This is a genomic window from Marinovum sp. E3 (assembly GCF_055755275.1).
On record NZ_CM146908.1, the window covers coordinates 2,335,432 to 2,349,711 of the forward strand.

Annotated in this window: 12 protein-coding genes; 3 read left to right on the forward strand and 9 right to left on the reverse strand. The window is 65.8% G+C overall.

Features of this window, described 5'->3' with window-relative positions; translation table 11 throughout:
- Positions 1-144 precede the first annotated feature (144 nt).
- Positions 145-1,257, forward strand: coding sequence for an S-(hydroxymethyl)glutathione dehydrogenase/class III alcohol dehydrogenase (locus tag AC0J5K_RS11410; RefSeq protein ID WP_048530717.1), 1,113 nt, complete (start codon positions 145-147; stop codon positions 1,255-1,257).
- 154 nt (positions 1,258-1,411) lie between these two features.
- A complete protein-coding gene (locus tag AC0J5K_RS11415) occupies positions 1,412-2,107 on the forward strand; it encodes an NYN domain-containing protein (protein ID WP_048530716.1) in 696 nt (231 codons plus the stop codon).
- Between the two features lie 26 nt (positions 2,108-2,133).
- Here AC0J5K_RS11415 and AC0J5K_RS11420 read toward each other — a convergent pair whose 3' ends face one another.
- From AC0J5K_RS11420 to AC0J5K_RS11440, 5 genes are all read right to left on the reverse strand, one after another.
- Positions 2,134-2,742: a class I SAM-dependent DNA methyltransferase gene (locus tag AC0J5K_RS11420; protein ID WP_274562775.1), complete on the reverse strand. Its 609-nt coding sequence runs from the start codon at positions 2,740-2,742 to the stop codon at positions 2,134-2,136.
- Positions 2,743-2,810: 68 nt separating this feature from the next.
- Positions 2,811-3,632, reverse strand: a complete 822-nt coding sequence (locus tag AC0J5K_RS11425; RefSeq protein ID WP_048530713.1) for an ATP-binding cassette domain-containing protein — start codon at positions 3,630-3,632, stop codon at positions 2,811-2,813.
- Between the two features lies 1 nt (position 3,633).
- Complete coding sequence (locus AC0J5K_RS11430; RefSeq protein ID WP_048530711.1) at positions 3,634-4,737, reverse strand: ABC transporter permease; 1,104 nt, start codon at positions 4,735-4,737, stop codon at positions 3,634-3,636.
- 87 nt (positions 4,738-4,824) lie between these two features.
- Positions 4,825-5,745 carry a substrate-binding domain-containing protein gene (locus tag AC0J5K_RS11435; protein ID WP_074835266.1) on the reverse strand — a complete coding sequence of 307 codons (921 nt, stop codon included), beginning with the start codon at positions 5,743-5,745 and terminating at the stop codon, positions 4,825-4,827.
- Between the two features lie 126 nt (positions 5,746-5,871).
- Entirely contained in the window at positions 5,872-6,702 is an 831-nt protein-coding gene (locus AC0J5K_RS11440) for a MurR/RpiR family transcriptional regulator (RefSeq protein WP_274562771.1), read from the reverse strand.
- Positions 6,703-6,960: 258 nt separating this feature from the next.
- Between AC0J5K_RS11440 and AC0J5K_RS11445 the strand changes: the two genes are divergently transcribed.
- Entirely contained in the window at positions 6,961-8,013 is a 1,053-nt protein-coding gene (locus tag AC0J5K_RS11445; protein WP_420398594.1) for an AbrB family transcriptional regulator, read from the forward strand.
- A 13-nt stretch (positions 8,014-8,026) separates the two neighbouring features.
- Here the strand turns inward: AC0J5K_RS11445 and guaD are convergent, their stop codons facing one another.
- The 4 genes from guaD to xdhB form a co-directional block, all read right to left on the reverse strand.
- Positions 8,027-9,355: a guanine deaminase gene (guaD, locus tag AC0J5K_RS11450; RefSeq protein WP_274562769.1), complete on the reverse strand. Its 1,329-nt coding sequence runs from the start codon at positions 9,353-9,355 to the stop codon at positions 8,027-8,029.
- Between the two features lie 95 nt (positions 9,356-9,450).
- Positions 9,451-11,034, reverse strand: coding sequence for a permease family protein (locus tag AC0J5K_RS11455; RefSeq protein ID WP_074835271.1), 1,584 nt, complete (start codon positions 11,032-11,034; stop codon positions 9,451-9,453).
- Positions 11,035-11,095: 61 nt separating this feature from the next.
- Positions 11,096-11,944 carry a xanthine dehydrogenase accessory protein XdhC gene (xdhC, locus tag AC0J5K_RS11460; protein WP_274562768.1) on the reverse strand — a complete coding sequence of 283 codons (849 nt, stop codon included), beginning with the start codon at positions 11,942-11,944 and terminating at the stop codon, positions 11,096-11,098.
- Positions 11,944-14,274 (reverse strand): xanthine dehydrogenase molybdopterin binding subunit, encoded by a 2,331-nt coding sequence (gene xdhB, locus AC0J5K_RS11465; RefSeq protein WP_274562767.1) that lies wholly within the window; start codon positions 14,272-14,274, stop codon positions 11,944-11,946. Before xdhB ends, xdhC begins: the two co-directional genes overlap by 1 nt.
- Between the last annotated feature and the right edge of the window lie 6 nt (positions 14,275-14,280).

Here is a 14,280-nt window from a genome sequence, read left to right on the forward strand (position 1 = left end):
GCGGGAACGCCGGGGAAAAGACCGCCCCGGCGCCCCCCTGCTAACAGAAAACCTCTGCCCCGGCCCGCAAATTCCCCGCGCCGGCCTTGATCCCGGCAAAGCTTTGCCACAGGGTCTGCCGGACATTTACCAGGGAGAGTGATCATGCGCACCAAAGCCGCCGTGGCCCTTGAGGCCGGCAAACCGCTGGAGATCATGGAAGTGAACCTCGAAGGCCCCAAGGAAGGCGAGGTTCTGGTCGAGATCAAGGCCACCGGCATCTGCCACACCGATGAATTCACCCGTTCGGGCGCCGACCCCGAGGGGCTCTTTCCCGCCATTCTGGGCCATGAGGGCGCCGGCGTCGTCGTCGAGGTCGGCCCCGGCGTCAAGGATCTCAAGCCCGGCGATCACGTGATCCCGCTTTATACCGCCGAATGCCGCGAGTGCGAATACTGCCTGCACCCCAAGACCAACCTCTGCCAGAAGGTGCGCGCGACCCAGGGCAAGGGCGTGATGCCCGATGGCACCTCGCGCTTTTCCATGCTCGATGGCACGCCGATCCTGCATTACATGGGCTGCTCGACCTTTTCGAACTATACCGTCCTGCCCGAGATCAGCCTCGCGAAAATCCGCCAGGACGCGCCGTTCGACAAGGTCTGCTACATCGGCTGCGGCGTCACCACCGGCATTGGCGCGGTGATCTATACCGCCAAGGCCGAGATCGGCAGCCGCGCCATCGTCTTCGGCCTGGGCGGCATCGGGTTGAACGTGATCCAGGGCCTGCGGCTGGCGGGGGCGGATCAGATCGTCGGGGTCGATCTGAACGATGACAAGAAGGCGATGGCGACCAAGTTCGGCATGACCGATTTCGTCAACCCGTCCAAGGTCGAGGGCGATCTGGTGGGCCATCTGGTCGAGCTGACCGGCGGCGGCGCCGATTACACCTTTGACGCCACCGGCAACGTGCAGGTGATGCGCACGGCGCTGGAATCGGCGCACAAGGGCTGGGGCGAATCGATCATCATCGGCGTGGCGCCGGCGGGGGCCGAGATCTCGACGCGGCCCTTCCAGCTTGTCACCGGCCGGGTCTGGCGCGGCACCGCCTTTGGCGGCGCCCGTGGCCGGACCGATGTGCCGAAGATCGTCGATTGGTACATGGACGGCAAGATCGACATCGACCCGATGATCACCCACACCATGCCGCTCGAGGACATCAACAAGGGTTTCGACCTGATGCACAAGGGCGAGTCGATCCGCTCGGTCGTGGTTTATTGATCCGGGCGGTGGGGTGAATCCCACCCTACGCAAACGCGTGTCGCCGGCCCCGGACCGGCGATGCGCTGCGGCCTGCCCCCAAGTCATCCCGGACAGCGCCCGCGCCATGACGCTTTAAATTGACGCTGGCGGCACTTGGCCTCATGGTCCGCGCATGTCAGATGATACCAATCTCCTCGCCGTCCTGATCGACGCCGACAACACCTCTCCGAAATACACCAAGGCGATCTTTGACGAGATCGCCTCGCTGGGCGAGGCCAGCGTGCGCCGCTGCTATGGTGATTTCTCGTCGCAGCAGATGGCCGGATGGTCGCGCGTGCAGGCCGAGTTCGGGCTTGTCCCGCACCACCAGCCCGCCAATACCGTGGGCAAGAACGCCTCGGACATCGCGCTGGTGATCGATGCCATGGACCTGCTGCATACCGGCCGCTTCGACGGCTTCGTGCTGGTCTCTTCCGACAGCGATTTCACCCGCCTCGCCAGCCGCATCCGCGAACAGGGGCTGGCGGTCTACGGCATGGGCCAGCGCAAGACGCCGGATGCCTTCCGCAAGGCCTGCAAACGCTTCATCTTTCTCGAAAACCTCGGCGAGGAAGAGCCCCGCGAAACCCCCTCGAGCCGGCCGCTCGACGAGGCCCGCAACCTGATCTTCAAGGCGATGGAGGGGATCGAACAGGGCGACGAATGGTACACCCTGGGCCAGATCGGCCAGTTCATCATCGCCGCCAATCCCGATTTCGACACCCGTTCCTATGGCCACCGCAAGCTGAGCGATCTGGTCGCCCGGCTCAAGGTGTTCGAGACCCGCACGGGCCCCGGCAATCAGCTCATGGTGCGCCGCGTCGACTGACGCCTGACGGCCCGACCCGCCCGGCGCTAGGTGATCCGCCGCGCCATCATCACGCTGTGGCTGGCGCAATCCGGGTCTTCCGCCAGGAACCCGGTCAGCCGCAGCCCCAGCTCTTCGAGCAGCACGGCATACCCCGCCGGCGACAGGCTGGCGTGATAGACCGTGGCCGCGCCGACCGTGCCGCTGGCCTCGCCGGCCTCCGGCCCGACGGTGAACAGCAGGCTGCCGCCGGGCGCCAGATGCGCCGCCATCCGGCGCAGCGTCTCGCGCTGTTCCGCCTCGGTCAGATGGAAGAAACTGTCCCAGGCGATGATCCCGTCGAAACGCTCGCCGAGATCGAGGCTGCGCATGTCGGCCTGGCGCCAGTCACCTTCGGGCCAGCGCTGCCGCGCGATGTCGAGCATGGCGCCGGCGAAATCCACCCCGGTCAGGGTAAACCCCTCGGCCATGAACCAGCGCGCGATCGGCTCGCCGGCACCACAGCCCAGGTCGAGCACTCGGCCGCCCTCGGGCAGGCAGGCGGCAAACCGCGCCAGCCAGCGGGCCTCGAAAAGACTGCGCGAGCGCTGCGCGTCATAGGCCGCGGCCTGGGCTTCATAGACCGCGCGGGTCTGGTCCGGATCTGCTTGCGTCATCGTCGAGGCTCCTTGAAACGAAAACGGGCGAGGCCCTGCCCCGCCCGCCTGGGTCGGTCTTACACCGTTCAGACCGTGCCGCCCAGAGAGCCTTCGAGCTGGGCCATTTCCTGGCCGCCGGCCATCAGATCCTGCAATTGTTCGGGCGAGATTTCGCCGCGCTGCGCGGTGCCCAGGGTCTTGCCCCGGTTGAGCACGGTAAAGCGGTCCCCCACTGCCAGCGCATGGCGCACGTTGTGGCTGATGAAGACCACGCCGATGCCCTGCTTGCGCACCTTGTCGATGGTCGCCAGCACGTTCGAGGTCTGGCGCACGCCCAGCGCCGAGGTCGGCTCGTCGAGGATCAGGATCTTGGCCCCGAAATGCACCGCCCGGGCAATCGCCACGGTCTGACGTTCGCCGCCGGAAAGCGTGCCCACCGCCTGATCCGGCGCGCGCAGGTTGATCCCCATCTGCCGCATCTCGGTCATGGTGATCTCGTTCATCCGGGCCACGTCCATGCGCTTCAGCGGCCCGCGCCCGATGGTCGGTTCGCGTCCCATGAAGAAATTGCGCGTCACGCTCATCAGCGGAATCATCGCCAGATCCTGGAACACCGTGGCAATCCCCGCCTCCATCGCATCGCGCGGCGAGGAGAAATCCATCGTCTTGCCTTCGAACAGGATCTCGCCATGGGTCGGCTTGTGTACCCCCGACATGGTCTTGATGAAGGTCGATTTGCCGGCGCCGTTGTCGCCCAGAAGGCAATGGCACTCACCCGGCTTGACGTCAAAGCTGACACCGGCCAGCGCGATGATATTGCCGAAGTGCTTTTCGATGTCCTTCATCTCGACGATCGGCGCGGCATTGTTGGGCGCATCGCCGTGGTGGAACTTGGTATCCTCGGTCATTTTACCGTTCTCCCGTGACGCGCTTGCGGATGGCGTTGTTGAACAGGACCGCGATCAGCAGCATGCCGCCCAGGAAGACCTGGAACCAGTCCTGATCGAAATCGGTGTAGGTCAGGCCGATCACCACCATACCGAAGATGATCGAGCCAAAGAACGCGCCGATGGCCGAGCCGTAGCCGCCGGTCAGCAGACAGCCGCCGATCACCGCGGCGATGATCGCCTCGAATTCCTTTTGAAAGCCCCGGCGCGAGTCGGTCGAGCCGGCGTCCATCACTGTGATGATCGCCACCAGCGCCGCACAGCAGGCGGTGACCATGAAGAGCGAGATCTTGACCCGGCGCACCGGCACACCCGAATTGGTGGCGGCGTTGCTGTCGCCGCCGGCGGCAAAGATCCAGTTGCCGGCGGGCGTACGCAGCAGCACCCAGGTCGCCAGCAGCGCGATGATCACGAACCAGATGATCTCGATCGGCAGGCCCGGCACCTTGGGATTGCCGTTCTTGAAGGTCTCGACGATGCCCTTTTCGGCCAGCCAGGCGAACAGCCCGCCAAAGGCGTCGCCGGAAAAGAATGGCGCCAGCCAGTCGCCTTCGGTGGCATCGCGCACGCCGCGCAGCTGGGTCGAACCGCCGGTGGCCAGCTTGAGCCCAACCAGCGACAAGCCGCGCAGGATGAAGAGGAAGGCCAGCGTCACGATGAAAGACGGCAGGCCCGAGCGGATCACGATAAAGCCGTTGATCGATCCGACGCAGGCGGCAAAGACAAAGGTCGCCGGAATGGCAATCACCAGCGGTAGGCCGAAGGTCACGGTCGCGGCGGCAAAGAACAGACCGGCAAAGGCCACCATCGAACCGATCGAAAGGTCAAATTCGCCGCCGATCATCAGGAGCGCCGCACCGATGGCCAGAATGCCGAGCTGGGCGGCGGGGGTCATGAAGTTGATGATCCCCGAGGTGGTGAACATCGCGGCGTCGGCAGTTGCCAGAAAGAACACCGTGACAAGGATGACCCCCGCAATCGCGCCCAGCTCGGGGCGCTTCATGATGCGGGCGCCAAGACCCTCGGATTTGAGCCGTTCATCGACGGCGGGCGAACTGTCGGACATGATTTCCTCCTGAGACCTGCGAATACAAGGGGGCCGTGGCGCGGCACACGCCACGGCCCCCATCGTTCGCAATCGAAAAATTGCGGATTAACGGATGCCCTGAGCCGACAGCTCGATCGCCTGACCGGCCTTTTCCTGGGTGACCAGGTTCGGACCCGAGGGCACATTGCCACCCGGCATCAGGCCGTATTTGGCGTTGTTGGCCAGGAACACGACCGGCAGGTAGCCTTGCAGGAACTGCTGCTGATCGATGGCGAAGGCCGCGTCGCCTGCGGCGATCGACTCGAGGAAGTTGGCCGAGAGGTCGAAGGATGCAACGTTGACATCGCGGCCCGAGGCCTTGGCCGCCGCCAGCGAGGGCTCGCCCGCGAGGCTGGCCCCCAGTGCCATCACCGTGTCGACATCTTCGTTCGAGGCCAGTGCCGCCGAGACCTTGGATTCGATTTCCGCCGGGTCGTTGCCGGTGGGCAGAACCTCGACCGAGCCGCCAAAGCCCTCTTCGAAGCCCGAGCAGCGCAGATCGAGCGCCACGTTGCCGACCTCGTGGTTGACGCAGATCGCGGTGGTGCCGCCCATTTCGGCCAGCTTCGCGCCGGCCGCCTTGCCGGCGTCGAATTCCGACTGGCCGACATGCAGCGCCGCGCCCAGTTCGGCGGCGACGTCAGAGCCAGAGTTCATCGAGATCACCGGAATGCCGGCCTGGGTCGCACGCATGATCGACGGCCCGAGCGCGTCGCCATCGGGGATCGAGACGACGATGCCGTCGGGCTCCTGGTTGACGGCGGCGTCGATCAGCTGGCTCATCGCCACCATGTCGAAGGTTTCCGGGGCGCGGTATTCCACATTGGCACCGGTATGCTGTGCGGCAAGGTCCACGCCGTTTTTCACGACCGACCAGAACGGGTCGTTCGCCTGGCCGTGGCTGACGACGATGATGTCCTGCGCCAGCGCGGGCGCGGCCATGCCGACGGCCGCGGCAAAGGCTGCGGTTTTCAGAAATTTGGTCATGAGTCCTCCCTTTGACCTGATCGGGGGATTTTCCCCTCGGTTTTCCCGGCCCTCGCCGGCGGCCCATTCCGCCCCTCTCCGGCAAAATGGAATGTTTATTCCACTACTCTCGAATCGGACGCAAAGTCAACTCCGTTGACGCAAGGCGCTGACCGATACGGCAAGCGCCGTGGTCAGGGTGGTCGCGGCATTCAGCGCCCTGAATCCGGTCACCTCGTCCTCGCGCACGATCAGCACCTCGCGGGCGCTTTCGACCAGCGGACAGGCCCCGGAATCCGTGAGGCCGAAGACCGTGATGCCCCGTGCAGCCGTCGCCTTGGCCAGCCGCAGCGTCTCGTCCGAAAACGGTGCAAAGGTCACCGCGAACAGCACGTCTCCCGGCAACACGGCGCCGTGCCCCTCGATCATGCCGGCCTTGAAATGCACGCTGGCGGGCACCCCCATCTTTTCGAACAGATACCCCATGTTGCTGACCACCGAAAACGCGCGCCGCAGGCCGACCAGATGGATCACCCGCGCCTCGGCCATGCCGCGTGCTATCCGGTCCAGCCGGTCGCTGGTCACGGTATTTGACAGCGAAAGCAGTGATTTATGGCCAGCCTCGGCGAAATCGGCCAGCAAGCGCCCGGTCGAGAGTTCGCGCTCTTCCGACAGGTTGGCCAGCCGCGTGTCATAGGTCGGCCGGAAATCCGTGAATTTGGAGCGCAGCAGGTCCTGCATCTCGGAATAGCCGGAAAAACCCACCGCCTGGCAAAACCTCATATAGACCGATGGCGCCACCCCGACGGCCCGCGCCATCTCGGAAACGGTGGAGACTGCAATCAGATGCAGATGCCGGCGGGTGAAGCTGGCGCATTGCTTCAGACGTTTGGGCATATCCTCCAGCCGGTCGTCGAGCCGTTCCAGCAATTCGGACACGCTCTCCGGCGCTTTCAGTACCTCGGCAGGCTTGTTCATGGGGGCTCCTCTCCTTCCGGGTCACATTACCCGAACCGCGACAAAATGGAACAAAAATTCCCGAATGCGCCTTATGGATGAATAATCAAGGATTTACACGCCACGCTGCGGGCCAATGGCACAGCATCGCCGTGAGGGAGCGATCCGGCAAGCTGCCGGCGCTGTATGATGCGTCGATTGCCCGCTTGCACCTTGTATCCAATCGCATACAATTGCGTACATACCGAGTCCCCGCCGCCAACCCGCAGGAGCCGCCCCTTGTCCGACGTCGTAACCACGCTCTCCGCCATCCGACGCCGGATTCTGACTTTTGCGCTGGCCGCGTTCGGCACCGTGCTCTTTCTGGCGCTCGGCCTGCCGCTGCCCTTCCTCTTCGGGCCGATGGCAGCCTGCCTGATCGCGGCTCTGGCGCATGTGCCGATCAAGGGGTTCGGCCAGGTGTCGCTGGCCGCGCGCACCATCCTCGGCGTGGCGGTGGGCGCCTCTATCACTCCGGCGCTCTTCGCCGAGCTGCCGCGCATGGTGACCTCGATCGCGCTGGTGCCGCTTTTCATCGCGGTGATCGCCCTGGTAGGCGTGCCCTATTTCCGCCGGGTCTGGGGCTTTGACGCGCCGACCGCCTATTACGCAGCGATGCCGGGCGGATTGCAGGACATGGTGATCTTTGGCACCGAGGCGGGCGGCGATCCGCGCGCGCTTTCGCTGGTGCATGCCACGCGGGTGCTGATCATCGTGACCCTGGCACCGATCATCCTGACCTATGGATATGGCGCCGGGCTGACCAATCCGATTGGCGCTCCGGCCTCGGAGCTGCCGGTGCGGGAACTGGCGCTGATGGCCGCCGCCGCCTGGATCGGCTGGAAAGGCGGCGCGCGCATCGGCCTCTTTGGCGCCTCGATCCTCGGGCCGCTGATCCTGACCGCTCTGCTCTCGCTCTCGGGGCTGATCCACGCCCGCCCCCCGCGCGAGGCGATCTTGGTGGCGCAATTCTTCATCGGCTGCGCCATCGGCGTGCATTTCCTCGGCGTCACCTTCCGCGAACTGAGGCGCGTGGTGGTCGCCGGTGTGGGCTATGTCGCCCTGCTGGCGCTGCTGGCGACCGGCTTTACCGCGCTGGCCACCCGGCTCGGGCTGGCCCGCCCGGTCGAGACCTTCCTTGCCTTCGCACCGGGCGGTCAGGCCGAAATGACCGTCCTCGCCATCGTCTCCGGTGCCGACCTGGGCTTTGTCATCACCCATCACCTGACGCGGATCATCCTCGTGATCCTCGGCGCGCCGATCGTCGCCGGGCTCATCCGCCGGCGCTCGTGAGCCCCGGCGGAGGTCAGGCGGTCACCAGCCCGGCAACCGATGTGGTCTGCGCGCGGCCCGCGACATAGACTGCCTCGACCGCCCGGTCATCGCCCATGATCTGAAGGATGAAGAGCTCTTCCGACAGGCTCTGCGCCGCCTCGGCCCGCAGCGCCATCGCCTCGGTCGCGGCCGGGTTCAGCACCACCACATCGGCCTCGGTCCCGGGCTCCAGCGTGCCGATCCGGTCCTCCAGCCCCAGCGCCACCGCATTGCCGCGCGTGATCCAGTGAAAGGCCGCCAGCGGATGCAGTTTCTGGCCCTGCAATTGCAGGATCTTGTAGCCCTCGTTCAGCGTTTGCAGCATCGAATAGCTGGTGCCGGCCCCGACATCGGTGGCGATCCCCGCCGCGATGCCGCGCGCCCGCAGGCCGGCATCGTCGAACAGGCCGGAGCCAAGGAACAGGTTCGACGTCGGGCAGAACACCGGCTTGGCACCGGTCTCGGCCAGCACCTCGATCTCGCGCGGCTCAAGGTGGATGGAATGGCCGAGCAGCGTCTTGTCATGCAGCAGGCCAAAGCGTTCGTAGACACCGAGGTAATCCGGCGCCTCGGGGTAGAGCGCGCGGGTAAAGGCGATCTCGTCAAGGTTCTCGCTCAGGTGGGTCTGCACATGGCAATCGGGGTGTTCCGCCACCAGCGCGCCGGCGAGCTCCAGCTGAGCCGGGCTCGAGGTGATGGCAAAGCGCGGCGTGATGGCATATTCCGCCCGCCCGCGCCCGTGCCAGCGCGCGATCAGCGCCTTGCTCTCGTCATAGCCCTGCTGCGCCGTGTCGGTCAGCCCTTCGGGGGCATTGCGGTCCATCATTACCTTGCCACCGATCATCCGCATGTCGCGCCGCGCGGCCTCGGCAAAGAAGGCCTCGGCCGACGCGGGATGAACCGAGCAGAAGGCCACCGCCGTGGTGGTGCCATGGCCGATCAGCAGGTCATAGAACCGCGCCGCCATGGCAGCGCTGTGCGCGGGGTCGGCAAAGCCGGTTTCGGCCGGAAAGGTGTAATTGTTCAGCCAGTCGAGCAGCTGCGCCCCCCAGGAGGCAATCACCTGCACCTGCGGAAAATGGATATGGCTGTCGATGAAACCGGGCAACAGCAGGCAGGGCCGATGATCGACAAGCGTGGCCCCCGGCGCGCGGGCGGCAATCTCGGCATATTCGCCCACCGCCTCGATCAGCCCGCCGGCCATCAGGATGGCACCGTCCGGGTGATAGCTGTAAGCCTCGGTGTCGCTCTCGTCCGCCGGCGCAGCGTGAAAGGTCAGCACGCGGCCGCGCAGCAGCGTCTTGTCACATGTCTGAAGCATCGTCTCTGTCTCGTTTCTCGTATGGGCGCGGGCCATGCCTGGGAGAGATGCAAGGCATGGCCCGCGCGGTGGCGGCCCTTTGGAGGGAGGGCCGTCTACTCGGCCGGCGTCCCCTGGCCATTGCTCAGCGGCAGCGCATCCTCGGCGGGTTCATCCTGGCTGTGGAACCGCGGGTAGATGAACAGGAAGCCGGCGGCGATCAGGTAGCCCATCGACACCGGATTGAAATCCGGCCAATGCAGGCTGGCGCCGTGGATCACGCCAAAGAGCGACATCACCGCCGCCGCCAGGGCAAAGCCGCCGGCATTGCGGAACCGCCCGTCGATCACCGAGGCGACAATCGCCCCCCAGATCAGCCCGGTCAGGATCGCGCCCTGCGAAAGCGCCAGATGGCCCTGGAAATGCGCGCCCTGTTGCAGGAGTGCGGCGGTCAGCGCCTCGTCCCCCAGCCGCGGCAGCCCCTCGACACCCGAGGCGCCCAGCGCGCCCATCAGCGAGCCCCATTTGACCATCAGAAAGGCCGAGACATGCGGCATCATGGCGATCGTCACCGCTGCCATATGCGCCGGCTTGACCGATTGCGCCGTGTTGGTGATCAGCGACAGCGCCACGAAGACAAGCACAGGCGCGGCGGCGGCCACCGGGATGAGATCGTTGAGGAAGGCCAGCAGGCCAAAGATCGCCGCCACCGGGATCACCACCGCGACGCCGATGATATAGCCGGAATGCGCCCCCATCCGCTTGTAGGCCGGGTGGCCGATATAGGCGGTGGTCGGGAACGGCGAGCCAAAGAGCGCCCCGATCATCGTGCCGACGCCATCGGTCACCTGACAGGTGGCGACAGGGTAATGATCGCCCGCCGCTTCGGCGCTTTCGACGTTGTTCATCGTTTCGATGAAGTTGTAGATCTGCACCGGCACCAGCACCAGGAACAGCTCCGGGTTGGCAAACAGGTGCTGGATGCCCGCGATCAGGTCACCGACATAAGGCAGCGGCGGATAGAAGCCGACGCCGGCAAAGCTGATCTTTGCCTCACCGATCGACAGTGCCACCAGGGTGCCGACGATCAGTGCCAGAAGGCCCGCCGGGATGTTGAACGGCAGCCGGAAGCGGCCGACCAGCCCCCAGAGGATGATGATCATCGAGGCAAAGCCCACAAAGGGGTTCTCGAACACCGTGGCCAGCGGCACCGTGCCGATGAAGACCAGCGCAATACCGCAGAGCGTGCCGAGCATGCCGGCGCGCGGGGTGACCCGCTTGAGCCAGGGGCCGACGATGGCCCCCATGGCGGCGACGATGCCGCCCATGAAGCCCGCGCCGATGCCGACTTGCCAGGCCAGAACCGGGTCGTTCGTCGCCCAGTAGATCGGGCCGATGACGCCGAACAGATAGACAAACATCACCGGCGTCGAGATGCCGTAGGGCAGCGCCGTGACGTCGCGCCCGGTCTTTTCCGCCGCGCGTTTGGCCAGCCAGACATAGACCGCGATGCCGGCGATGATCGCCACCGCCGCACCCGGCACGATGCGGCCAAAGACGATCTCGGCCGGCATCTGAAAGACGAACTGACAGATCCCGGCCAGCACCATCAGGTTGATCAGGTTGTCGGTGAACAGTGCCCAGAAGGCGCTGAAATCGCTGCGTGAAACCAGCTTGTAAGTGTAACTCCCATCCCGCATGGGGACCTCCTCCTTTGAAAGCGCAACCCCGGCCGCTCCTCTTCGGCCATGGGCGCGCGTGCTATTGCGCCGCGATCAGCGGCGCATTGCCCCGGTGCGGGGCCTCTGCGGCAGTTTCAGAGGTCAGCGCCGCGATCACGTCTGCCACCACGAAGGCGGCGATCACGGCTGGCCGCTTGTCGCGGCTGCCGCCTGCCCCGATGGGGCAGATGAGTTCTTCGATGGTCAGCCCATCGCAATGTTTCAGGCACCAGCTGCGGAACTTCGCCCGCTTGGTGGCAGAGCCGATCAGCCCGACATAAGCCGCGTCACCGCGCTCCAGCGCCGCCGAGGCCAGCAGGAAATCGAGCCCGTGGTCATGGGTCAGCACCACAAAGGCGCTGCCCGGCGGCGCCGTCATGATGTCGATCTCGGGGATCGCGCTCTGGCGTTTCTCGACCGCGGCACTGCATTGCGCCAATTCCCCGGCCCGCTGGTCGATCAGCACGGTCCTGACCGGCAGATGCTGAAACAGGTTCGCCAGTTCGCGCCCGACATGGCCGGCGCCCAGGATATGCACCGCCGGTTCGGCCGCATCCTGCGCCTCGGCATCGGCCAGCGCCGCTGTCTTGTCGCTCTCGCGCATCCGGTGCAGCGCCAGTTCGACCCGTCCGCCGCAGCATTGGCCGATCTCCGGCCCCAGCGGCACGTCGAGCACCTGCGCCAGATCGCCGGCCGCCAGCAGCGCCCGTGCCGCCTCGATGGCGATGTGCTCCAGCCGGCCGCCGCCGATGGTGCCGCAAAGCGCCGCCTCGGTGACAAACATCTCGGTCCCCGCCTCGCGCGGCGAAGAGCCTTTCACCTCAGTCAGCCGCACCCGGACCACCGGATCGGCGGCGAGGAAGTCGCGGAGTTTCGCAGCCAGCGGCATCACTTGTCCCCCCGCAGCCGCTCCACCGCCATCAGCACGCGTTCGGGGGTGGCCGGCGCATCGAGCCGCGGGCATTCGCGGTAGTCGGCGACGCTCGCCACGGCCATCGACAGCGCTTCCAGCACCGAAATGCCCAGCATGAACGGCGGCTCGCCCACGGCCTTGGACCGTTTGATGGTGCGTTCCGGGTTCACCGACCACTCGGCAAGACCCACATTGAAGATGCGCGGCGCGTCCGAGGCCAGCGGGATCTTGTAGGTCGAGGGCGCATGGGTGCGCAGCCGGCCTTGCTTGTCCCACCACAGCTCTTCGGTGGTGAGCCATCCCATGCCCTGGATGAAGGCGCCTTCCACCTGCCCCTTGTCGAGCACCGGGTTCAGCGAGCGGCCGACGTCATGCAGGATATCGGTACGCTCGACCCGGTATTCGCCGGTCAGCGTGTCGACCGAGACCTCGGAGCAGGACGCACCATAGGCGTAGTAATAGAACGGCCGGCCACGTCCGGCAGCGCGATCCCAGTAGATATCGGGCGTCTTGTAGAAGCCCGCCGCCGAGAGATGCACCCGCGCCATGTAGGCCGCCTTGACCAGAGCGTCGAACCCCATGACCTCGTTGCCGACCTTGACCGCATTCGGCAGGAAGATGACCGCGGCGGGGTCCACCCCCCATTTGTCCGCCGCGAACTCTACCAGCCGCGCCTTGATCTGCTCGGCCGCGTCCAGCGCCGCCATGCCGTTCAGGTCGGAGCCGGACGAGGCCGCGGTGGCCGAGGTATTGGGCACCTTCTCGGTGGTGGTCCTGGTGATCTTGATCCGGGTGATATCCACCTGGAAGGCATCCGCCACCACCTGCGCCACCTTGGTGTTGAGCCCCTGCCCCATCTCGGTGCCGCCATGGTTCAGGTGGATCGCACCATCCGAATAGACATGGATCAGGCTGCCGGCCTGGTTGTAATGCGTGGCGGTAAAGGAGATGCCGAATTTCACCGGGGTCAGGGCAATGCCGCGCTTGAGGAAGCGGCTCTGCGCGTTGAACTTCAGGATCGCCTTGCGACGGGCCTGATAGTCGGCGCTCTTTTCCAGCTCGCCCACCAGCCGCTCGAGAATATTGTCGGTCACCTGCTGGTGATAGGGTGTCAGGTCGCGGCCCTCGGGCCCATAGAAATTCGCCTTGCGCACCTCCAGCGGATCCTTGCCCAGCGCAAAGGCGATCTCTTCGATCATCCGCTCGGCGGCAACCACGCCCTGCGGCCCGCCAAAGCCGCGAAAGGCGGTGTTGGAGACCGTGTTGGTCTTCATCGGCCGCGAGGTCAGGCGGACATGCGGATAGAAATAGGCGTTGTCGGCATGAAACAGCGCGCGGTCGGTGACCGGCCCCGAGAGATCCGAGGACCAGCCGCAGCGGGCGGCGAATTCGCCTTCGACCGCCTGAATGCGCCCGGCCTCGTCAAACGCCACGTCGTAATCGATGACGAAATCATGCCGCTTGCCGGTGGCGGTCATGTCCTGATCGCGGTCGGGGCGGATTTTCACCGGGCGGTTCCACTTTTTCGCCGCCAGCGCCGCGACGCAGGCAAAGAGGTTCATCTGGCTTTCCTTGCCGCCGAAGCCGCCGCCCATGCGCCGCACGTTGACCGTGACCGCGTTCGACGGCACGCCCAGCACATGCGCGACCATGTGCTGCGCCTCGCTCGGGTGCTGGGTCGAGCAATGCACCACCACATCGTCATCCTCGCCCGGGAGCGCAAAGGAGATCTGCCCCTCGAGGTACATGTGATCCTGGCCACCCACGTTGAGCCGGCCGGTGATCCGGTGCGGCGCCTCGGCAAAGCCTGTCGCCACATCGCCGCGCTCGAGCTTGAGCGGATCGGTGATATGCGGATAGCCGGCCGCCTGTGCCTGCAACGGATCGAGCGCATGCGGCAGGTCCTCGACCTCCATCTGCGCCAGCTCGGCGGCGCGGCGGGCGGCGTCCCGGCTCTCGGCCACCACGGCAAACAGCGGCTGGCCGTGGAATTCGATCAGATCGGTCGGAAAGACCGGCTCGTCGTTGCGGCCGGTGGGCGAGATGTCATTGGCACCGGGAATGTCGGCGGCGGTGAGCACGCCGATCACGCCGGGCGCGGCCCGGACGGCGGAGAGATCGAGCGATCTGATCCGCGCATGGGTGACATCGGACGTGCCAAGATAGGCATGCAGCGTGCCCGCCGGCTCGGCGATGTCGTCGCAATATTCGGCCCGGCCGGTGACATGTTTGATGGCGCTGTCGTGGCGCAGGTCGCTGTGGACGGCGCCCCGGATCGCCTCGGTGCTGGTGATCTGGTCTTTCATGGTGGT

What these genes read in the sequence shown, in the direction of transcription:
- AC0J5K_RS11440 (WP_274562771.1), bottom strand. Translation starts at nt 6,702, where the DNA reads ATGAACAAGCCTGCCGAGGTACTGAAAGCGCCGGAGAGCGTGTCCGAA.
- AC0J5K_RS11410 (WP_048530717.1), top strand. Translation starts at nt 145, where the DNA reads ATGCGCACCAAAGCCGCCGTGGCCCTTGAGGCCGGCAAACCGCTGGAG.
- AC0J5K_RS11435 (WP_074835266.1), bottom strand. Translation starts at nt 5,745, where the DNA reads ATGACCAAATTTCTGAAAACCGCAGCCTTTGCCGCGGCCGTCGGCATG.
- AC0J5K_RS11455 (WP_074835271.1), bottom strand. Translation starts at nt 11,034, where the DNA reads ATGCGGGATGGGAGTTACACTTACAAGCTGGTTTCACGCAGCGATTTC.
- guaD (WP_274562769.1), bottom strand. Translation starts at nt 9,355, where the DNA reads ATGCTTCAGACATGTGACAAGACGCTGCTGCGCGGCCGCGTGCTGACC.
- xdhB (WP_274562767.1), bottom strand. Translation starts at nt 14,274, where the DNA reads ATGAAAGACCAGATCACCAGCACCGAGGCGATCCGGGGCGCCGTCCAC.
- xdhC (WP_274562768.1), bottom strand. Translation starts at nt 11,944, where the DNA reads ATGCCGCTGGCTGCGAAACTCCGCGACTTCCTCGCCGCCGATCCGGTG.
- AC0J5K_RS11430 (WP_048530711.1), bottom strand. Translation starts at nt 4,737, where the DNA reads ATGTCCGACAGTTCGCCCGCCGTCGATGAACGGCTCAAATCCGAGGGT.
- AC0J5K_RS11415 (WP_048530716.1), top strand. Translation starts at nt 1,412, where the DNA reads ATGTCAGATGATACCAATCTCCTCGCCGTCCTGATCGACGCCGACAAC.
- AC0J5K_RS11420 (WP_274562775.1), bottom strand. Translation starts at nt 2,742, where the DNA reads ATGACGCAAGCAGATCCGGACCAGACCCGCGCGGTCTATGAAGCCCAG.
- AC0J5K_RS11425 (WP_048530713.1), bottom strand. Translation starts at nt 3,632, where the DNA reads ATGACCGAGGATACCAAGTTCCACCACGGCGATGCGCCCAACAATGCC.